The sequence below is a fragment of the Chitinophaga sp. Ak27 genome, from assembly GCF_012726295.1.
GTDB lineage: Bacteria > Bacteroidota > Bacteroidia > Chitinophagales > Chitinophagaceae > Chitinophaga.
In genome coordinates, this window is record NZ_JABAOB010000006.1 from 140,030 (window position 1) to 162,673 (window position 22,644).

Sequence of the window (22,644 nt, forward strand, 5' to 3'; positions counted from 1 at the left end):
ACATTATAATGCTTCGGAGTTATTTCAAAATCGCTGTCCGTCACTTGCAGCGTCACAAATTTATTACAGTCATCAATGTTGCCGGGTTAACCGTTGGCATGGCTTGTTGTATGCTGATTGTACTGTATGTGCGTGATGAGTTGAGTTTTGATATATTCCATCATCATCCTGAAAATATTTACAGGGTTACCACAGAAATCACCCGTTCCAGCACCGGCACCACAGATTATGATGCCACTACCCAGTTTCCGTTGGCGCCTAATCTGAAAAAAGACATCAGTAGTATCAGGGAGGCCGTGCGTATTAACGCTCCCGGAAGTTTATTGGTCACCGTTGGGGATAAGAAGATCTGGGATGAAAGTGCAGGCTATGCAGATGCAGGTTTTTTCCAGGTTTTTAACTATCCTTTGATAGAGGGCAGCGCAGCCACTGTACTGAAGGAACCCTATAGTATTGTACTCACCCAGTCGGCGGCCAGGAAGTACTTTGGAAATGAGTCGCCTTTGGGCAAACCAATGAAGGTAGCTAATTTCGTTTGTACGGTTACCGGTGTAGCGAAAGATATGCCGGCCAATACCGATCTGAAGATGGAGATGGTGATGTCGTTTGCGACCCTGGTAGCGGAATCCAATAAGGTGGGCGACGACATAGAGCATCAATGGTTTATGTTCAGCAATACTGTTACCTATGTACAACTGGCGGACCATACAGATCCTGCCAGGCTGGCGCCTGAGTTGAAAAATTTTGTAAACCATTACCTCAGTGGCTTACTGGCCAAAAAAGGAATTGAATTTTCCCTGCATTTACAACCCTTGAAAAATGTACATCTGCACCCGCGTGGCGATATGGGAACTGTGGACGAAACGCCGTTGATCTGGTTATATATTGTTATCGCTGCTTTCCTGGTATTAATTGCCTGTATCAACTTTATGAACCTGACTACTGCCCGCGCGCATGAGAGAGCCAGGGAAGTAGGATTACGCAAGGCACTGGGTGCAGAAAGAAAGAGTCTTATTTATCAATTTCTCACCGAATCATTACTGATTACAGCTATATCTTTCCTGCTGGCTTTGTTGGCGGCGGCAATGCTGATGCCTACCTTTAACAGCGTTACCGGGAAAAGCCTGTCGTTGTTCAATGCCGCCGATTCGGTGGTATATATAGCCCTGGTATTGCTGGTGCTGGTGGTAGGTTTGATTGCCGGCAGTTATCCGGCCTTGTACCTGTCGGGGCTTATCCCGGTGAAGGTGCTGAAAGGAAATTTCATTGCCACCGGATCCAGAATATTAATCAGAAGGAGCCTGGTGGTAGCACAGTTTGCCATAGCGGTGGCGCTGATTATAGCCACCGTAGTTGTATACTCGCAGCTACGTTTTTGGCAGAAGAAGAACCTGGGCTTCGATAAAGAGCAACTGGTGAATGTATATCTGTCGGATACCGATTTGCCCAAAGCGGAGCTGTTGAAGTCCTCCTTTCTACGATTGTCTGGAATACAGGGTGCTTCCAGGCATAATATCCTCATGGGTAGCGGCGTATTTAACAATAACCCGGTTGTGCATGAAGGAGGCAACGACAAAGAAGCTTTTCTGGCGGGAATCATCCAGTCTGATTTTGATCTCCTTAAAACTACCGGTATAAAACTGGTGGCTGGCCGTGATTTTAACCCGGCAATGGCTACAGATTCGGCCGATGCTTTTATTATAAATATGGCCGCTGCCCGGCGGCTGGGCTTTAAAGGCGATGTTGTTGGCAAAAGAATTGAATGGAGGCCCGGTTATACTTCGCGGCATGGTACTATTGTAGGAGTGGTGGAGGATTTTAATTTCCGCAACCTGCGCACCCCGGTAGACCCCATTATTTACATGGTAAAGCCAACGGAGGCTCCTATCATTACCCTGCGCCTGGCTCCCGGCGACCAGCAGGCAGTACTCAAACATGTAGACGAAGTGTGGAGCAGTATGGTTCCTGACGAACCCCTGAACTATACCTTCGTTGAGAAAGATATACAAGCGCAATATACCAGTGAACGTGTACTCGGAAAGCTGTTTGGGATCTTTTCCGGCCTGGCTATCTTCATTGCCTGTATGGGTTTGCTGGGTTTATCCATGCTTATTTCCCGCCAGCGCACCAAAGAAATTGGCATACGGAAAGTGTTGGGTGCCTCCGTGGCCAATATTTCCCTGTTGTTATCGAAAGATTTTCTCACCCTGGTATTAATTGGTATCTGCATTGCCTCTCCCATTGCGTGGTATGGTATGGAAAAATGGTTACAGCATTTTGCCTTCCGAATATACCTGGAATGGTGGGTATTTGCCAGTACCGCTATTACAGTGGTATTGATTGCCTTGTGTACGGTAAGCCTCCAGTCGGTAAGCGCTGCATTAATGAATCCTGTAAAATCACTTAGATCTGAATAATCATGATTAAGAACTATTTCCGCGTAGCCTGGAGAAACCTGACGAGAAGCCGGTTTTTTGCCACCCTCAATATTGCGGGGCTGGCCTTTGGTATGGCGGTAAGTATGTTTCTGCTTTGCTGGGTGCTGGATGAGTATAGCTTCGATAAGTTCCACAAGAAGGGAAAAGATATTTATTTACTAGCGGTAAATGCCGATTGGGGAGGTGTACGTACCCTCACCACCACGCCGGTTGTGCTGGGAGAAGACTTGAGTCATGCCTTTCCTGAAGTAACCGCCAATGTACAGGTAAGAGAGTCGTACGATAACCTGCTGTATAGAACAGGAACAAATAAAGTAAAGGGGAAGCATGTTATATATGCCACCGGTAACCTGTTTACCGAGTTTGATTTCCCGCTGGTATCGGGAGATAAACGTACAGTGCTTTCGCAACCCAATGCTATTGTGATTTCGGAGGCTGTTGCTGGTCGGTATTTCGCTAAAGAAGACCCAATAGGGAAAATGATCACCCTCGAAGATGGCCGAAGTTTGCAGATTACGGGGGTAGCTAAAGATGCGCCGGTTAATTCTTCCATTCGGTTCGATTATGTGCTGCCGATGGCATTGACTATACAGGCTGATCCATGGCTGCTGAAGCCAGGCAGTTATTCCATAAGCAATTATATGGTACTGAAACCCGGAGCTGATGCAGCACAGCTAACGGAAAAGATGCAGCAATACTATAGAAGCAAAAATAAAGATAATACCAACCAGCTTTGGTTACAACCTTTTGAAGACACTTACCTGTATGGGAAATATGACAATGGAAAAGTAAGCGGCGGACGTATCGAATATGTACGCTTGTTCCTGATTACAGCGCTGATAGTACTGGCTATTGCCTGTATCAACTTTATGAATCTCTCCACTGCGCAGGCTTCCAAACGGGCCCGCGAAGTAGGGGTACGTAAATCTATGGGTGCTACCCGGATTTCCCTGGTCCTGCAATTTACCGGCGAAGCAATATTGATGTGTGTTATTGCCGCAATTTCGGCAGCAGTGGTGGTATGGCTGTTGATGCCTGTCTTTAACAACTTTACAGGCAAACATATTACGTTTACCCTGCCTGTTGCAGGCCAATACCTGTTGTTATTGTTGTTGGTCATTGTGGTTACCGGGCTGATGGCCGGTAGTTATCCTGCCTTTGTTTTATCCCGCTTTTTACCGGTAAAAGTGCTGAAGGGCGATGTAAGTACCGGCGGTGGCGCTACACTGTTCCGTAAAAACCTGGTGGTATTGCAGTTTGTGCTCTCTTTTATTTTCATTGTAAGCAGCCTGGTGATTTATAACCAGATGCGGTATATCTACCATCGCAATATAGGCGTAGCACGGGAAAATATTTTATATGTACCCCTGGAAGAGAGCTTCCTCGGTAAACAAAAAGTGATTGAGCAATCCCTGTCGCAATTGCCCCAAGTGAAGTCATTTACCTACAGCAGTTCCCTGCCTATCACCATTGGTGGCACCAGTGCCGACCTGAGTTGGGAAGGTAAACCTGAAAAGCTGGTACTGGGTACCGCACCGCTCCAGGTAGGATATGATTACCCGGCTACCATGGGAATGAGTATGAAAGAAGGCCGGTTTTTCTCAAAGGATTTTCCGACCGACAGCGGCGCTTATGTTATCAATGAAACGGCCGCCCGTATTATGAATATGACAAATCCGGTAGGCCGGAAAATTTCCTTCTGGAATGGTGATGGAAAGATCATAGGTGTAGTGAAGGATTTCCATTTCAGTTCCCTACATGAGAATATTAAGCCACTGGTAATGATGCTAACACCTGTTAACAGCTTCCTGATGGTAAGATTAGCCAAGGGAGATGTGACCTCACAGGTAGCATCAATAGAGAAGATCTTTGACATGATGAATCCAGGCTACCCGGTAGAATATCATTTCATGGACGAAGCATTCGACAGTATGTATCAATCGGAAACCATGCTGCAAAAGCTGGCGCGAGTATTTGCTATCGTAGCGGTGCTGATTTCCTGCCTTGGTTTGTTTGGATTATCTGTTTTCACGGCCGAGCAGCGTAAGAAAGAAATTGGTATTCGCAAAGTATTGGGTGCATCTGTCATAAGTGTGACCACGTTGCTTTCCCGGGAATTCCTGTTACTGGTCCTGCTGGGTATTTTGGTGGCAGCACCGATTAGCTGGTACCTGATGAATAATTGGTTGTCAGGGTTTGCTTATCATGCGGATTTATCGGCCTGGATTTTTATTGCAGCTGGCGTAATGGCTGTATTGATCGCTATGGCGACGGTGAGCTATCAATCGGTGAAGGCCGCATTGGCTAATCCGGTACATTCATTAAAAGCGGAATAATTAAGCATATATGTTTAAGCGTTATATCATTATCACATTACGGAACCTGAAGAAGCAGCGGTTGTTTACCTTCATTAATATTGCCGGACTGGCAGTAAGCATGGCCGTATGCCTGATAGTACTGATATCTACCCGGACTAACCTGTCTTACGATAATTTTCATCCAGATATCTCGCGGATCTGGCGGATAACTACCAGGGTAGTAACGCCGGATGGCCGTAAATTTCATATGGCCAGTACACCGTTGCCTATGGCAGACGCGCTGAAAAATAATTATACGGGCATTGAGCAAACCGTTCCTTTATACAATGCTCTTTTTGGGGAAGGAAAAACAGATCAAAAGAAATTGAATGTCAGGGGTACTTTTACTACTTCAGCCTTTTTCGGTGTATTCGGCTTTAAGCTGGCAGCCGGCAATCCGGAAACAGCGCTTTCGGCGCCTAATAACATTGTGCTGAGTGCAGAAACGGCGCAGCGCTTTTTTGGTACCGCAGATCCTATTGGTAAAGTAATCCGGTTTGATAAGCTGGGAAGCTATATTGTAAGCGGCGTATTACAACCTGCGCCCTCGCTTTCCCATATTGATTTCGATGCATTGGGTTCCTTGTCTTCCGTTCCGGGGCTGGAGCAGTCCAAAGCGCTGGAAGGCCGTACGCAGAACTGGGATGTTGTGCAGGGAAGTTATACCTATGTGAAAATGCGCCCGGGGGAGGGAAAGTCGGTACTAGAAGCTGCCATTGCTGATATCGGCCATCGATATGATGAGCTGCCTGGGAAAGGAAAAGGAAGCCTTGCTTTTGAACCGCAGGCATTGTCGAAGATAACGCCTTCACGCGAATTATATGACGACTTTGGTGGCGGCCCTCCATGGGGTAAAATATTGGCAGAATTGGGAGTAGCCCTGGGCCTGTTGATATGTGCCTGCTTTAACTATACAAATTTATCCATTGTACGTTCCTTACAACGGGCAAAAGAAGTAGGGGTGCGTAAAGTAAATGGGGCGCATCGCTGGCAGATCTTTGTACAATTTATTGTGGAATCTGTGTTCATGTGTTTATTGTCGCTTATACTGGCGGTTTTGCTGCTGCTGGTAATGCAATCCACTCACTTCAATGCATTGCCCGTACCGGATGTAAACCTTTTGGATTGGCATCTGCTGCTCTGGTTCCTGGCGTTTAGTATCATTACGGGCGCTGTAGCGGGAATCATCCCTGCCTGGGCATTATCCGCTTTCCAGCCGGCAAAAGTGCTCAAGAACCTGGTAGATATTAAATTGTTTGGTGGCCTTGGATTGAGGAAATCCCTGATAGTTGTACAGTTTACCTTATCCATTGCGGCCATGCTTTTCCTGGTAACCGTGTATCGTCAATTCAGCTATAAGGCTACCATGGATATGGGCTTTTACAGAAAAGATATATTGAATGTACCGTTAGCGGATGTAGACTTCCAACGGATGAAGGAGCGGATGGAGCAATTAAAGGGGGTGAGTATCGCTACCGCGAGCTCCGGCACCCTGGGGATGCCCCGCGATTGCCGTTTCTTTGAGCTGAAGACAAATGAAAGCAAGGATAAAATTCAATTTGGATACTACGCCGCAGATGCCGATTTTATTAAGGTAATGCACCTGAAACTAGTGGCTGGTACGACGTTCCCGGCGGCGGCTTCCAGAGACCAGGAACAGTACCTAATCGTGAATGAGCGGGCCTTGCAGGTAATGGGTATTAAGTCTGCTACTGATGCAATCGGTAAAACATTGTGGATGAACGATTCTACTTCTATGAGTATCATAGGGGTAGTGCAGGATTTTAACTACCAGCCTATGGAAGTAAATATAGGTCCTATGGCGCTCCGGTACCGGCCGGCAGAATTTAACCAACTGCAAATGGCTATGGTAGCGGGTGATAAGGAACAGGAAATGGCAGGCGTAAAAAGGGTATGGCAGGAACTACATCCCGGCGAAACGTTTTCGGCCGAATGGATGGATGAACAACTGGCCAGCCGCAATGGACGGGAGGTAATATCCATGCTGGGTTTCCTGGTATTTATTTCTACCTTGATTTCCGCCCTGGGCTTGTTGGGCATTGTAGCATATACCTCTTTTACCCGCAGGAAGGAAATCAGTATCCGCAAGGTATTGGGAGCTACTGCGCCCGGCCTGCTGATGCTGTTGTCTAAAAACTATATACGGTTAATTATCATTGCCGGTTGTATAGCCCTGCCCATAGGATACCTGGGAAGTATGTTCTTCCTGCAGATATTCGCTTACCGGGTAAGTATAGGCATCTTACAATTGCTAGGAGGCTTCCTTGCCCTTGCACTGCTGGCCCTGATCACGATTTTTTCACAAACCTGGCGGGCGGTAGGCATCAACCCAGCAGATAACCTAAGAAACGACTAACAGGTATGTTATTATCCAACTACATAAAACTGGCGTGGCGTAATATCTGCAAGCGAAAGCTGTATAGTATCATCAATATTGGCGGGCTGGCAGCGGGACTTTGCGTGTGCATGCTGATTATGTTGTATGTAGTGCATGAATTGAGTTACGATCGTTTCCATAAAGACAGTTCCCGGATTTTTTCGCTGGTACAGCGAATGAAAATGGCGCACGACACCTTGCAGTTAGATTGCTTTAACTACGCTACCGGACCGGCTATTGCTAACCAGGATGCAGCTGTAACTGGTTTTGTGCGCATGGGGAAATTATCGTCCGAACCAGCGGTGATACAGAACGTAGCCAATCCTGCTATCCGCGATGAGGAAGCTTCTATTTGGTTTGCAGATGCCAATTACTTTAGTTTTTTCTCTTTTGTTTTATTGGAGGGCGACACCGCGACGGTACTTCAGCAACCTTTTACAACGGTTATTTCCGCTTCCATGGCAAAGAAATACTTTGGTAATGAAGAGGCCCTGGGCAAGCAGTTGCGTTATAATGACCAATATGTTTTCGTAGTATCTGGCGTAATGGCAGATGCACCATCCAATTCCAGCATTAAGGCAGATTTTCTTTTGTCGAATGCCAGTGCAGCAGGGATGCAGGAAACACGCCAGGCGGTTACTCAACTGGAAACTTTTGGTGGTGCTTTCCGCTTGTACCTGAAGCTGGATAATGCGGACCATGCACCTACCGTGGCGCAGCATATCGACCAGCTTTCTGCTTCAAAGAAAGAGCCCGGACGCGCCGTGTTAACACTATTGGTAGATAAACACCGGCAAGGCTATTTCGGTGATGGGAGCGCCCTCCGCTACCTGAAGTTAATTTCGCTGGTAGCCGCATTGATATTGTTGATGGCCCTTATTAACTATATGAGCTTATCTACAGCCAGGGCCACCGTAAGATCGAAGGAAATAGGGGTGAGGAAAGTGATGGGCGCAGATCACAAAGGCATTGCCCAACAATTTTATATAGAATCTGCTTTATATGCTATCCTGGCGTTTGTACTTGGGATAGGACTATACCTTTTGTTGCGTAATTGGTTTTTCAACCTGTTGGACCTGAAGATAGATAGCAGTTTCCTGTATCATCCCGCCGTCATGGCAATGTATGCAGCCCTGTTACTTATAACCATTCTGGTGGCGGGCAGTTATCCTTCGTTTGTACTTTCACGTTATAACCCTGTTACCGTATTGTCGGGCAAAATGAGCCCGGTGAGCGGAGGCGCGAGGGTACGGAAAGTATTGACGGTGCTACAGTTTGGTACGGCGGCAGCATTGATTATCTGTAGTATGGTAATTAACCGGCAACTGCATTTTTTCCGGCATACGGCTACGGGTATTGATAAAGAAAATGTATTGGTGTTGCCATTCCGTACCTCTATAGGCACGCATTACCAGGCTTATCGTCAACAGGTAGACGGCCTTAAAGGCGTATTACAAACGGGTACAGTCCGTTATTCCTTGTACAGCGGCATGTATAGTATCTGGTTTGTGGGCGGCGATGAGGAACATCCGCCCAGGAGCCTGACACAGTTAGAGGTGGACGAATCATTGATCATGTTAGCAGGCCTCCAGTGGAAGCTTCCGCCGGCAGATATGCACCAGCTGGGCGTGGATGGAACCATCGTCCTGAATGAAAAAGCAGCAGAAGACTTCAATCTTATCCCGTCTCCCATAGGTAAAACTTTAAATATGGGGAACCGGCAAGTGGCGGTAATAGGTATTCTAAAGAATTTCCACTTTAAATCGTTACATGAGGCGATGTCCCCATTGGCATTGGCGGTATCTAAAAGTGATTCGCCCAAATGGGGTACAGGAGGCCCGGGTTGCTTATATGTAAAGGTGGCTGCCCGGCAAAATATACCGGCCCTGATACAGCAGATCAAGGAGATATATGCCCACTACGATGCCCAAACGCCATTTCAATATAGTTTCCTTGATGACGAATTTGGACGTATGTATACTGCAGAAGACCATTTGTCCACTATCTTCGGTGGCTTTACGGCCTTAACGATATTGATAGCTGCACTGGGCCTATTAGGCCTCGCGGCATTTTCAACTGAACAGCGTATGCGCGAAGTAGGCATCCGTAAAGTGTTGGGGGCTAGCATAGCGCAAATCACTGCACTATTGTCGAAAGATTTTATAAAGTTAATTTTGATATCGCTGGTAATGGCCGCACCGGTGGCATGGTACCTGATGCAGCAGTGGCTGCAGCAATTTGCTTACCACATCGATATGCAGCCATGGATGTTTGTGCTGTCGGCCTTTATTGTGACCGGCGCCGCGCTGGCTGCCATTGGAGTACAAACCCTAAAGGCAGCCATCAGTAACCCGGTAATATCATTAAAAAGAGAATAACAAGTGAACAGCAAATCAGAGAGCGTGTCTACGCACCCTGCTTTTTTATTCATTTTTAAAGATACCAGCATGTTAATTAGTTATTTAAAAATCGCCTGGAGGAATTTGCGTAAACAGAAAGTGTTTGCAGCGGTTAACATTGCAGGCATGAGTACAGCCCTCTGCGCAGCTTTGCTGTTATCAGTTACCGCCTACCGGGAATGGACTTTCGATAATTTCCATGAAAATGGGGCTCATATCTACCAGATCGTGAGCGAAGAAAATAATAGTGGCAATATAAGAACAACTTCCAGCATATCCGTACCATTGTCGGCCGCCATCCAGAAAGAGATACCAGGCGTAAAGGCTGTTACTTTTATGGCTGGATACAACGTGCCGGTGAGATATGGTGATAAACATTTTTATCTCAGTACGGAGAAGGTAAATGCCAGTTTTCTCCAGATGTTTACCTTCCCCCTGGTAAAAGGCAATAAACAAACTGCGCTTCAACAACTCAATGAAGTAGTACTCACGGAAAACGCTGTTGCCGCAATTTTTAAACAGGAAGATCCCATTGGCAAGACCATTGAGCTGAACCTCTCTGGTAAATGGCAGCCTTTCATTGTAAGTGCGGTGGCGGCTAATTTGCCCGATAACTCAGGAATAAGCTTCGAACTGCTTACCCGGTTTGAAAATGAACCGGACTATGCTACCTATAAAAACGATTGGAACTCTTCCAATTTTCCGCTGTTTGTTCAGCTGGAGCCCGGCGTTAATAAGGCTTCCCTGGAAAGGAATATCATCCCCCTGCTACATAAGTACTATAAGGGGAAGATAGAAGATATGCAGAAACAGGCTGGCGCCAGCGCCAAAGGACAAGAAGTGTTTTTGATGAAAGCGTTGCGCATGAAGGACTTTCACCTGGATGAACGCAGCAATTTTTACAGTGGCCTGAATAAATTTTATCCCTGGCTGATGATTATCCTGGCGGTACTCATTATCAGCATTGCCGGCATCAACTTCATTAACCTTTCTATAGCCCGTTCCCTTGGACGCAGCGGGGAAATAGGATTGCGCAAATCTCTCGGCGCCATGGACCGGCAGTTGCTGCTGCAGTTCTGGGCAGAGTCTTTCCTGTTATGTTTCTTTGCATTCCTGCTTAGTATAGGAATGATGCTGGCATTGCTTCCATATTATAACCGGACTTTTGGGCATAATATCTCTTTACATATTTTCCGGCATATTTCGGTGCTGTTGGGTGTGGTGGCAGGATTCTTCCTGGTTACTTTACTGGCCGGAGGATTACCTGCCTGGAAGGTAGCCCGGCTCAATATTTTGGAAGTGCTGAAGGGTAAGCTGGCAATGGGAAAGAGCAGCGCGCTGCGCAATGGCCTTATCATCATCCAGTTTGTGGTGGCAGTAGTGCTTATCAGCTGTACTTCTATTATATGGCAGCAACTAAATTTCATACAGTCGGCCCCGTTAGGCTATAACGCCACACAGGTCATCAGTATCCCGCTGGATAATGCTACTTCCGCAAATATGGCTGCTATGCGGAGCCGCCTGGCAGAGCTGCCGGAGGTTAAAAGTGTTACGGCCAGTATGCTCAACCTGGGAATGGGAAAAGACGGCTCCTCTGGTAACTGGACCCGCGGTTTCGGATATAAGAATAAACAGATTACAACACAGTGCCTGGTTGTGGATTATGATTATATTAAAACACTGGATTTGAAGATGTTGTCTGGGCGCGATTTTTCAAGAGACTATGGTACCGATAGTACCGCAGTGGTGATTAACGAAAAAATGGCTAAGTTGCTGGATGTTGCAGATCCGGTAGGGACGCAGTTTTCTATGGATGAGGGTAAACCACTGCATGTGATTGGTGTAGTAAAAGATTACCATTATGAATCGCTGCGTAAAGGAATAGAGCCGTTGGTAATGGTTATTAATGAGCCCACAGCGCTGAATTATATTTTTGTAAAGGTAGAAACTCCCAATTCTGTTAGCACCATCAGTAAGATAAGCGCTATATGGAAAGATATTAACCCGCTGGCAGAAAATGCAGCTTCCTTCCTGGATGAAAATACCCAGCGTATGTACCAGCAGGAACAGCGCTTCTCCCGCATATTTATGACTGGTGCAGTACTGGCAGTCATTATCTCTTGTATGGGGTTATTTGCCATTGCTGTAATGGTGATGACCCAACGCCAGAAGGAAATAGGGATTCGTAAAGTGTTAGGCGCTTCTGTAAGCGGTATTGTGCTGTTATTATCGAAAGATTTCCTCCGGCTTGTTTTGATTGCTGTTGTGATCGCCGCGCCGGCAGCCTGGTATTTTATGGACCGCTGGCTGGAACGTTTCCAGTATCATGTCAATATCCATTGGTGGGTATTTGTGCTGACTGGTTTACTGGCGGTGTGTATTGCATTTATCACGGTAAGTATGCAGTCGGTGAAAGCGGCATTGGCCAACCCGGTAAAAAGTCTTAGCAATAATTAATCATTTCATCTATTAACAAACATAACATGATGTGGCGCAACTATCTGAAGACGGCATTGAGAAATCTGGGAAGGCGTAAACTATATACTGTAATTAATGTATTTGGTTTAGCGGCAGGCATTGCCAGCTTTATATTGCTAACCCTTTATCTGCAGAATGAATGGACCTACGACCAATTTCATACTCATGCCAATGAATTATACCGCATCAGGCTCGACTATGGCGAAAGAGATCAGCCGGTTACCCACACGGCCATGAATCCCAGTGGACTGGGCCCGGTGGTGAAAGACTTCCCAGAGGTAAAGTACATGTCGAGGGTATATCCGGAGGGCACTACCGTAAAGGTAGGAGACAAGATCATGAATGAAAAAAAGTTCATTTACGCCGATCCGGCTTTTTTCCAGATGTTTTCTTTTCCGCTGCTATCGGGAAATACAGCTACAGTATTAAATGGGCCCAATATGGTAGTACTAACTGCTACTATGGCCCGGAAATATTTCGGAACCACCGATGTAGTAGGCAAAACGCTGACCATTAATAATGAAAAAAGTTACCAGGTTACCGGCGTATCTATTGATCCTCCGTCTAATACGCACTTAAAGTTCGATTTTGTGGCCAGTTATGCCTCTATGGGGAAAAAGGACAGCTGGAATGCACCTAATTATTTCACCTATGTGCAATTGACCGATAAAGTCACCGCAGATGCACTTCATAAGAGACTGGGTAACCTTATACAGGAGATGATGAAGGGACGGACACGAAGTGGTGCTACGCTTGATTTTGTGCCGGAATCTGTGCCAGCTATTCACTTGCATTCCATTGCAGGAAATTCCATCGAACCCGGAGGAGATATCCGTTACAACTACATACTCACCGCAGTATCGATTTTACTGTTATTGATAGCCTGTATCAACTTTATGAACCTGGCAACAGCCCGCTCGGCCGATCGCAGCCTGGAAATAGGTGTGCGCAAGGCGTTGGGGGCTGTACGGGGGCAGTTATTCTGGCAGTTTATTGCGGAGTCATGCCTGATCACCTTTTGTGCGATGGGAGTGGGGGTTTTGCTGGCGGCGGTGTTGCTGCCGTATTTTAATAACATGACTGGTGGAGGATTACGCTTTACGAATGGGTATACGCTGTATATCTTGCTGGGGGCCGTGTTTATGGGCACTACTTTTCTCGCAGGTACTTACCCTGCATTGTTCCTTTCCGGTTTTCGTCCGGTGCAGGTACTGAAGGGTAGGATTATGCTTGCAAAGGGAGGAAATATCCGTAGAACGCTGGTGGTATTTCAATTTGCCGCTTCTGTTTTCTTTATCATCTGTACGTTGGTAGTAGGACAGCAGCTTTATTATATTCAACATAAGAAATTAGGGCTGGACAGGGCACAGGTGCTGGTGTTACGAGGCGATGGTTTTACCCCTGACCAGCTGGCCTTATTTAAGAGCAGGTTATTACAACAAACCGGCATTAAGGAGGTAAGCGCTTCCTACGATTCACCGGTAGCAGTAGGAGGCGGGTATTCGATTTCAGCGTTTGAGGGTAAGCCGGCAGATTACAGCATGAATATTACTGCCATCCCTGTGGAAAAAGATTATCTGCGCACTATGGGGATCAGGCTGGTAGCCGGCGCCGATCTGACGAATGCAGATATACAAGATGTTTTAAGGAAAGACAGCATGCAAACTAATCACTTCTTCCTGAATGAAACGGCTGTTTACAAGCTGGGGATCAGACCAGAGGAGGCTGTGGGCAAGCGCCTCTTATTAAATGGCCGGGAAGGCAGTGTAAAAGGAGTGATGAAAGACTTCCATTTTGCCTCCATGAAGGATCAGATAGCACCGATCATTGTTTTTCCCGAGTATAATTACTTTGGACAGGTATTGCTCAAGACCTCCGGGGGTAATAATCAGCAGGTAGTTGCGGCGATAGAAAACCTGTGGAATCAGTACCAGCCGGGAGTTCCTTTCGAATATCATTTTATGGACGAAGACTTTAACCAGTTGTATAAAGCAGAATTTAACACCAGTAACATTTTACGCACATTTTCTACTATAGTAATACTGGTGTCTTGTATGGGATTACTGGGACTAGCGGCATTTACAGCCGAACAACGTACCCGGGAAGTGGGTATCCGTAAAGTATTGGGAGCTTCCGCAGGCAGCGTAGTAATGCTGTTGTCGAAAGATTTTATCAGGCTGGTATTATGGGCACTTTGTATAGCGGCGCCATTGGCCTGGTATACTATGCATCACTGGCTGGAAGCATTTGCTTATCATGCCACATTGAGTGTATGGACTTTCCTGTTGGCAGGAATGCTGGCTATTGTTATAGCGTTGCTGACGGTAAGCATGCAGTCGGTGAAAGCGGCATTGGCCAACCCGGTAAAAAGTTTACGATCCGAATAAAATGAGGCATTACTTTTAATTATATTGCTTTGCCGAAATGCAGCAATATCAATATTTATCTAAAAATTAACTGATCATGATACAATTGCAGAAAATTTCCAGGCATTACCCGGTAGGATTCGGAAAGAATTATATTTTGAAAGATGTGGACCTCACTATTAACGAAGGAGAGTTTGTATCTATTATGGGGCCTTCCGGTTCTGGAAAATCTACATTGCTGCATATCCTGGGATTGCTGGAAGAGCCTTCCGAAGGACAGTACCTTTTTGAAGGCGAAAGGGTAGATAAGATGAATGAGAAGAAACGTACCCAATTGCACCGTGGCGCTATCGGGTTTGTTTTCCAGGCCTATCATCTCATCGATGAATTAACAGTATATGAAAACATTGAAACCCCTTTACTATATAAAAACATACCCTCTTCTGAAAGAAAGAGCCGGGTTGCGGACGTATTGGATCGTTTTAATATGGTAGCAAAGAAAGACCTGTTCCCCAATCAATTGTCTGGCGGGCAGCAACAGCTGGTGGGTATTGCCAGGGCTATAGTAGCCGAACCCCGGGTGATCCTGGCCGACGAACCTACCGGCAACTTGCATTCCGACCAGGCAAAGGTGATTATGCAACTGTTCAAACACCTGAATGAACAGGATAAAATCACCATTGTACAAGTAACCCATTCCGATGTGAATGCCACCTACGGCAACCGCATTATTCAGCTCCGGGATGGTAATATTTTGCCATAAACCGGCGGCTTTTAAGAATTATGTAAAAAAAAGACTATGTTGTACTCTCAATTAGTCAGGTATACAGCCATACCTACTAAATTTTTACCTTCTATCAAGAAGGGTGGAAAAGTAATCTCACAATTATTATATTTTTGGAATGTTATGAGAACATCCCGAATAGCAGGAGCAATCCTGATCTTATTGTTTGCTAACATATCAGCCGCTGTAGCACAGGATACGTGGAGTTTACAACGCTGTGTGGATTATGCCCTGCAACACAACCTGACTATTAAACAGCAGGAGGTACAAAAGCGCTTATCCGACCTTACCTTGCAACAAAGCCGTTTACAAATGATCCCCGGCTTTAGCGGACAGGTACAGGGAGGATACTCAGATGGTAGGACCCCTAGTTTGGGAAATAACCAGTACGTGAACCAAACGGTGTTCTCCGCCAGTGGAAACCTGAACATGCAAAGCAATCTTTTTAGCTGGTTTTACCAGCAAAGAACGATTGCCGCCAACCGGTTGGACGTACAGGCCAATAGTTTCCTTTTGGAAAAAGCCAGGAATGATGCTGCCTTCAACGTGGCTACGGCCTTCCTTCAGATTTTATTGAATATCCAGACAGTAAAAGTGAATGAGGAAAATGTTAAGCTCACCAACTCTAACCTGGAAAATACCAAGAAACTCGTAATAGCCGGTTCTGTTCCGGAAAGCAACCAGGCCGACCTGGAAGCCCAGCTGGCACAGGACAGTACCAACCTGGTAACCGCCCAGAATAATGTGATCTTGTCTATACTCCAGATTAAGGCGTACCTCAACCTCGGGTTCGAGATTCCGTTTGAGCCGGAAGTACCGGAAAATATTACGTCTTTGCCACTGGCACCCCTGCAGGAAATGGCGCCGGAAATGGTATATAGTACAGCTTTAACGACTTACCCGCTGGTAAAAGCAGATGAGCTGAAGATCCGCAGTGCAGCCAAGGCATACCAGGCCACCAAATCACAATTGTATCCTAACCTCAGCCTGGGAGGTAGTTTATATACCACTTACGCCAACAATTACTACGATCTGACCGGGAAGCTGTTGCCGTTTAAAGACCAGATTGATAATACCTATAGGAAATCAATCGGTTTAACCCTGAATGTACCGATTTTCAATGGCTGGCAGCAGCGTACCAATGTGGCCAAAGCAAAAGTGAATGTTTATAACCTGGAACTGACCCGTGACCTGGATCACCAGAAGCTGAAACAGGACATTTATACGGCGCATGCCAATGCAGTAGCCGCCTTGCAGAAGTTTAATGCCTCTGTTACCGGGGTGATGGCCGCACAGAAAGCCTACGATTTTGCTACCAAACGGTTCAATCTCGGGCTGATGAACACCATCGACTATATTACCACACAAAGTAAATTGTACAAAGCACAGGTAGATAAAGTAACCGCGCAATACGATTATATATTTAAAATGAAGTTACTGGAATTCTACAGGGATCAAAAAATATCACTGTAGCAATGCCAGGAAATTAAATTGCTTTATGAAGAAAAAGACACTTTATTGGCTCATAGGCATACTTGGTTCACTCGTTATTTTACTCATGGTACTGAAAGCGTCCGGAGTGATTGGTAAGGAAGAAGGGATTAAAGTTGCTGTTGAAAAGGCTGCCAACAGGAACATCATAGAAGTGGTGACTGCCAGCGGAAAAATTTATCCCGAAATAGAGGTAAAGGTAAGTTCCGATGTATCTGGTGAAATCACCGATCTCCTGGTACAGGAGGGCGATTCTGTTAAAAAAGGCCAGGTACTGGCCCGCATATACGCAGATATCTATGGATCAATGGTAGACAAGGCCGCCGCCTCTGTAAGTCAGCAACAGGCCCAGCTGGCCAATACCACGGCCGCTTTAAACTCTTATAAAGCCAAACTGGCCCAGAGTAAAGCAGCATACGACAGGAACAAAGAACTGCTTAGCCAGAAAGTGATCTCAAGATCAGAATTTGAAACCGCAGAAGCTACTTACCTGGCTACCCAGGCAGACTATAACGCAGCCCTGCAGCAAATCAACGGTAATAGATTTGCCATCCAAAGTGCAAAGGCCGATCTGAATGAAGCCAACAAAAATCTCGGCCGTACTACGATCTCAGCACCCATGAGCGGAATTATTTCCCTGCTCTCTGTAAAGAAAGGCGAACGCGTAGTGGGTACTGCACAAATGACCGGTACCGAAATGCTGCGTATCGCTAACATGAGTACCATGGAAGTACAGGTAGATGTAGGCGAAAACGATATCCCCAAAGTAAAATATGGTGATACCGCCATTATTGAGGTAGATGCTTATAACAACCGCCAGTTTAAAGGAATCGTAACACAAATTGCCAGCTCCAGCAAGGGGGCAGCTACTGCTACCGTTACCACCGCTTCTTCGGCAGAACAGGTAACCAGTTATATCGTACATATCCGCATCCTGCCGGAAAGTTACCAGGATCTGATCCTGGCAGGTAGCAGAACATTTCCGTTCCGCCCGGGCATGAGCGCCAGCGTCAATATCCAGACAAGGCATGTCAACAATGTATTGGCTATTCCTATCAACTCCGTATCCACCAGGGATTCATCCAATACCCATGGGGATAAGGATAAAAAGAAACAGGATGATACTACGCCCGGTTCTTCTGCCAACACCAAGGTGGCGGTCAACGAAGTGGTGTTTGTATTGCAAAAGGATGGTACCGTGAAAATGGTAACTGTAAAAACAGGCGTACAGGATGATGCCTGGATTCAGATCCTCTCAGGGATTAATGAAGGCGACCAGGTGATCAGCGCACCTTATACGGCGATTTCCAGGACATTGGAGAATGGTAAAAAAGTGAAGATAGTACCTAAGTCTGAATTGTTTGAAGGTCAGAGTAAGTAGGATAAAACATATCATACATGTCTTTGTTGAGGCGAATGATCCGGAAAAACCGCCCGGGTCATTCGCCTCAATAGCGTTTTGCTTTCCGCATTCTCCTTATATTGCACAAAAAAAGCATCGTGAGCAAGAGCATTGGCATTATTGGCAGCGGAAGCTGGGCTACCGCACTGGCAAAAATTCTGACAGATAACGGGCACCCGATACATTGGTGGATAAGGAATGATGAAACCATCCGCCATATGCAGCTGCGTCATCATAATAAGCATTACCTCACCTCTGTATATTTTGATACCAGCCTGTTATCGCTCAGCAGCGATCTGCCAGCCATGGTAGCTGCGTGCGACGAATTGGTGCTGGCTGTGCCTTCGGCTTTCCTGGAAGATGTATTAGGCCTGTTGTCTCCGGATGCGCTGCATAATAAGAAAATCATATCTGCCATTAAAGGGCTGGTGCCCAGCAATAATGACCTGATTGGACAGTACCTGAACAAACAATTTGCATTGCCGGCCAATCAGTATTTTACTATTACAGGCCCTTGCCATGCAGAAGAAGTGGCCAATGAAAAATTATCTTATCTCACTTTTTCAGGTGCTTCATTAGAAGATACCCAGGCGATTGCAGACAAATTTACCGGCAGCTTCCTGCAAACGATCGTCAACACAGACGTGGTGGGTGTGCAGCTGGCAGCGGTATTAAAGAATATTTACGCCTTGGGCGCCGGTATTGCCCATGGACTGGAATATGGAGATAACTTCCTGAGTGTGTTTATCACCAACTGTTTCCGGGAAATGCAAAGCTTCCTGGAAAAATATGAAGAGCAAAAAGCAGCGGTGGCCGGAACACCCCAGATGGTGCATAATTACAGCGCCAGCGCTTACCTGGGCGATCTGCTGGTTACCTGCTATTCGTTACATAGCCGTAACCGTACCTTCGGTAATATGATCGGAAAGGGCTACAGCGTAAAGGCTGCCCAACTGGAACTGAATATGGTGGCGGAAGGTTATTACGCAAGTAAGTGTATGTACGAAATGAACAGAGAGATAGGCGCTTATATGCCGATAGCACAGGCGGTATATGCCATTTTATGGCAACAGGTACATCCTTCAGAAGCATTCCTGTCGCTGGAGAAAGGGTTTATCTAATCCTGATTATTTCTTGTTCCACCCTGCGGAACCGCGGGGCGGAACGGAAATGTGACTAAAAATCGTCGTAATCCTCGTAGTTATCTTCCCCAATTTTTATAATAGCCCGTACATTAGGAAAATACTGTTTTATCAGCGTGGCTATACGCGTAGAAAGATATTCATTTAGTACCGGCCCCTCGTAGTATTCGATCTCATTGGTCTCATCTGAAATAATGTATTCCGTGATGTTACGGTCTATAATAGCCTGAAATCTGCGTTGCTTCGGCAACTTCCTCAAATTGATTTTGGTAGGTACCCCATCTACATTAAATGTACATGCAATATTTCTCATAGCGCCTTGGGTTTAAATGAAAAAAGGAATGGTAGACCAGTGTATTTTAATGGCAGCCCGGAATGCTTACTGCAGCTAAAATAAGCTGAAATGGACAAGTGGGCATTTTTGTTGCTGATATGTTGGTTAAATAATGTCATTTGTGCTAAATATAGGTGCTAGTGGATTGAATAATATTACAATTGTAATTAATTATGTTTATAGATACTGTTAATTAAATGTAAATATCCCTGCGGTATTATGGCTTGAATTGTCAAAAAATGGGGAAAAAAGTGTGGAATTAATTCTACGGTTCTAGTGGTCAAATGCGGCGCTAACCGTGTGGGGACGGCGTTGGATTGATATTTGAAACATCCAAAGTCCCGATCCGGAAGGAAAAACAGGCAACTTGATAACTGGTTTAGCTAAAATTTTTTACCATGAAGAGTAGAACCTTGCTTTTTGTTACTTCTTACCCACCACGTGAGTGTGGTATTGCGACGTTTGCACAAGACCTGGTAAATGCAATGAATAAAAATTTCGCTGGCAACCTGCAGATTGAAATAGCGGCGCTTGAAGAAGCCGGCAAAGTGGCCAATGTAATACAGCCGCCTGTTAACTATACTGTTAATCCCTTCGATATTGACAATTGTATCGATTTCGCCCAGCAGATTAATGAGAACGATAAAATAGACCTGGTATGTTTTGAACATGAATTTGGGCTCTATGGCGGTGAATATGGGCATAACCTCCTGGCCATGCTCTCGCTGCTGGATAAGCCTTTTATTGTACGCTTTCATACCGTATTACCTTATCCCGACCTTAAATGCATGAAGGTGGTAAGCCTTATCAGCGAACTGGCGGCAAAGGTAATTGTAATGACCCGTTCTTCGGCTGAACTGCTACGCCGTGTATATCATGTGCCCTCCGATAAAATTGTGCACATACCACATGGCACCCATGCACATATTGTAGAGGACATACCAACGCTGAAAAAACAGTACCAGCTGGAGGGTAAAATGGTGCTCAGTACCTTTGGTCTGCTCAGCGAAAATAAAGGCATTGAAACAGGCATCCGGGCCATGAAAGAAATTGTAAAGCAGTATCCGGATGCCATTTACCTGGTACTGGGAAAAACGCACCCGGTGGTTTGTGCCAGGGAAGGAGAAGCCTACCGCAATTCCCTGGAACAGTTGGTAAAAGAATTGAACCTGGAAAATAATGTGAGATTCGTAAATGCCTATCTCTCCCTCAAAACCTTGCTCGATTACCTGTCATTAACGGATATTTACCTGTTTACGTCTAAAGACCCGCACCAGGCAGTGAGTGGTACTTTTGTATACGCCATGAGCGCCGGTTGCGCGGTTATTTCCACCTCTTTTGTACAAGCCACTGAAATGCTGGAAGACGGCGTGGGCTGCCTGGTAGATTTTAATAACCCGGAACAGCTGGCGTCTGCCGCATTGCAGTTGCTGGGCAACCCGGAGCTGCGCCTGCAAATGAGCCAGTCGGCCATCGAAAAAACACGCAGCTCTATATGGGAAAACGTAGCCCTTACCCATATGAGCATCATCAGCGAAATCTTGGCAGAAGACAAGATATTGCCTAACCTGCCCCCTCCATACCTCGATCATATTGATCGCATGACGGACGAATTTGGGATGCTCCAGTTTTCCAAACACGATGTGCCCGATCCTGAATATGGCTATACGCTGGATGATAATGCCCGGGCGCTCATCGCCATGTGTATGTATAGCATGGAATTAAGACCCAGCACTTTTGTGAATTCATTGTGCCGCAAATACATCGATTTTATAGGCTATTGCCAGAAACCCTCCGGGAAATTCCGGAATTATGTTGATATCCACGGTCACTTTTCTTCCATGAACGACGAGGTAAACCTGGAAGATGCCAATGGCCGGGCAGTTTGGGCCCTGGGATACACCATGGCCTACCACCAACATCTCCCGTTTGAAACCGTCCAGGAAGTATTGTCGCGGTTCCGCCAATGCTTCCACTGGATACCAGAAGTTCGGTCGCCCAGGGCTATCGCTTTTATCATTAAGGGGTTATACTATTTCCTGCAATACAAGCCCGGCGGAAGAGCCGCCGAATTACTGGAAAATCTGGCGTCCAAACTATACGGCTATTACCAAGGAGAAGCAGATGATGCCTGGCATTGGTATGAATCCTCATTAACCTACGGCAACGCCGTATTACCAGAAGCAATGATGATGGCTTATCATGTAACCGGAGTAGATGCCTGGCGTAAAACGGCTGAAGACAGCCTCACCTTCCTTTGCAGTAAAACCTTCACGGATAGCCATATGAAGGTGATCAGCAATAAAACCTGGTATCATCGCGACACCCAGCTGCCGCTGGAAGAAGGCGGAGAGCAATCCATAGAAGTGGCCTATACTATGTTGGCACTGAATACATTTTATAATATCACAAAAAACAATTCATACCTGGAAAAAATGCGTCTGGCATTCAGTTGGTACCTTGGAAATAATCATCTAAAACAACTCGTATATAATCCACTAACTTACGGTTGTTATGATGGCCTGGAAAAAAATAATATTAACCAGAACCAGGGCGCCGAATCAACCGTTTGTTACCTGATCGCCAGACTTTTGATGGAACAGTGGAATAAACATAAATATGTTACAACGAGACAAAAGAACCTGGAGCCCGCCCGACTCGGGTTCAACTGATAGTACAATGAAGTATCCTAGTATTCTGATTATTGATGACGAGCCGGATATTTGTAGATTGTTGCAGCTTACCCTTGTCCGCCATGGATATACAGTCAGGTATGTACACGAACTGGGGGAAGGATTGCAATCGATCTTTAAGCATCAGCCGGATCTCCTTTTCCTCGATATACACCTCCCGGATGGATCGGGACTGGAGGCATTGCCTATAATTAAGGAAAAATGCCCATCCTTACCCGTTATTACCATCAGTGCATACGACAATGCCATGGAAAAGCAAACAGCGTTAAATGCCGGCGCTGCTTTTTTCCTCGCTAAACCTTTTAGCGTAAAACATGTTGATGAACTAATAGACAATATCAAATGCTGATGAAATGCCACTT

Annotated in this window: 13 protein-coding genes; 12 read left to right on the forward strand and 1 reads right to left on the reverse strand. The window is 45.9% G+C overall.

Annotated elements, in window-relative coordinates; all coding sequences use genetic code 11:
* Window positions 1-8: 8 nt before the first annotated feature.
* From HGH90_RS20275 to HGH90_RS20320, 10 genes are all read left to right on the forward strand, one after another.
* Entirely contained in the window at window positions 9-2,417 is a 2,409-nt protein-coding gene (locus tag HGH90_RS20275; RefSeq protein ID WP_168765160.1) for an ABC transporter permease, read from the forward strand.
* Window positions 2,418-2,419: 2 nt separating this feature from the next.
* Complete coding sequence (locus HGH90_RS20280; protein ID WP_169191790.1) at window positions 2,420-4,774, forward strand: ABC transporter permease; 2,355 nt, start codon at window positions 2,420-2,422, stop codon at window positions 4,772-4,774.
* Window positions 4,775-4,784: 10 nt separating this feature from the next.
* Complete coding sequence (locus HGH90_RS20285) at window positions 4,785-7,172, forward strand: ABC transporter permease (RefSeq protein ID WP_169191791.1); 2,388 nt, start codon at window positions 4,785-4,787, stop codon at window positions 7,170-7,172.
* A 5-nt stretch (window positions 7,173-7,177) separates the two neighbouring features.
* On the forward strand, window positions 7,178-9,571 hold the full coding sequence (locus HGH90_RS20290; protein WP_168765163.1) for an ABC transporter permease: 2,394 nt from the start codon (window positions 7,178-7,180) through the stop codon (window positions 9,569-9,571).
* Between the two features lie 147 nt (window positions 9,572-9,718).
* The gene (locus tag HGH90_RS20295) at window positions 9,719-12,049 is read left to right on the forward strand and encodes an ABC transporter permease (RefSeq protein WP_169191792.1); all 2,331 of its coding nucleotides are present in this window, start codon (window positions 9,719-9,721) and stop codon (window positions 12,047-12,049) included.
* Between the two features lie 26 nt (window positions 12,050-12,075).
* Window positions 12,076-14,457 (forward strand): ABC transporter permease, encoded by a 2,382-nt coding sequence (locus HGH90_RS20300; RefSeq protein WP_169191793.1) that lies wholly within the window; start codon window positions 12,076-12,078, stop codon window positions 14,455-14,457.
* A gap of 76 nt (window positions 14,458-14,533) precedes the next feature.
* On the forward strand, window positions 14,534-15,199 hold the full coding sequence (locus HGH90_RS20305) for an ABC transporter ATP-binding protein (RefSeq protein WP_145661347.1): 666 nt from the start codon (window positions 14,534-14,536) through the stop codon (window positions 15,197-15,199).
* A gap of 144 nt (window positions 15,200-15,343) precedes the next feature.
* The gene (locus HGH90_RS20310) at window positions 15,344-16,693 is read left to right on the forward strand and encodes a TolC family protein (RefSeq protein WP_168765166.1); all 1,350 of its coding nucleotides are present in this window, start codon (window positions 15,344-15,346) and stop codon (window positions 16,691-16,693) included.
* Window positions 16,694-16,718: 25 nt separating this feature from the next.
* Entirely contained in the window at window positions 16,719-18,092 is a 1,374-nt protein-coding gene (locus HGH90_RS20315; protein ID WP_168765167.1) for an efflux RND transporter periplasmic adaptor subunit, read from the forward strand.
* 119 nt (window positions 18,093-18,211) lie between these two features.
* Window positions 18,212-19,234 carry an NAD(P)H-dependent glycerol-3-phosphate dehydrogenase gene (locus HGH90_RS20320; protein WP_168765168.1) on the forward strand — a complete coding sequence of 341 codons (1,023 nt, stop codon included), beginning with the start codon at window positions 18,212-18,214 and terminating at the stop codon, window positions 19,232-19,234.
* 55 nt (window positions 19,235-19,289) lie between these two features.
* On the opposite strand, the gene HGH90_RS20325 is transcribed toward HGH90_RS20320, so the two are convergent.
* Entirely contained in the window at window positions 19,290-19,568 is a 279-nt protein-coding gene (locus tag HGH90_RS20325) for a hypothetical protein (protein ID WP_145661336.1), read from the reverse strand.
* A gap of 419 nt (window positions 19,569-19,987) precedes the next feature.
* On the opposite strand from HGH90_RS20325, the gene HGH90_RS20330 reads away from it, so the two are divergent.
* Both HGH90_RS20330 and HGH90_RS20335 read left to right on the forward strand, forming a co-directional pair.
* Window positions 19,988-22,261 (forward strand): glycosyltransferase, encoded by a 2,274-nt coding sequence (locus HGH90_RS20330; protein ID WP_168765169.1) that lies wholly within the window; start codon window positions 19,988-19,990, stop codon window positions 22,259-22,261.
* A 7-nt stretch (window positions 22,262-22,268) separates the two neighbouring features.
* On the forward strand, window positions 22,269-22,631 hold the full coding sequence (locus tag HGH90_RS20335; protein ID WP_247651693.1) for a response regulator: 363 nt from the start codon (window positions 22,269-22,271) through the stop codon (window positions 22,629-22,631).
* Window positions 22,632-22,644 lie beyond the last annotated feature (13 nt).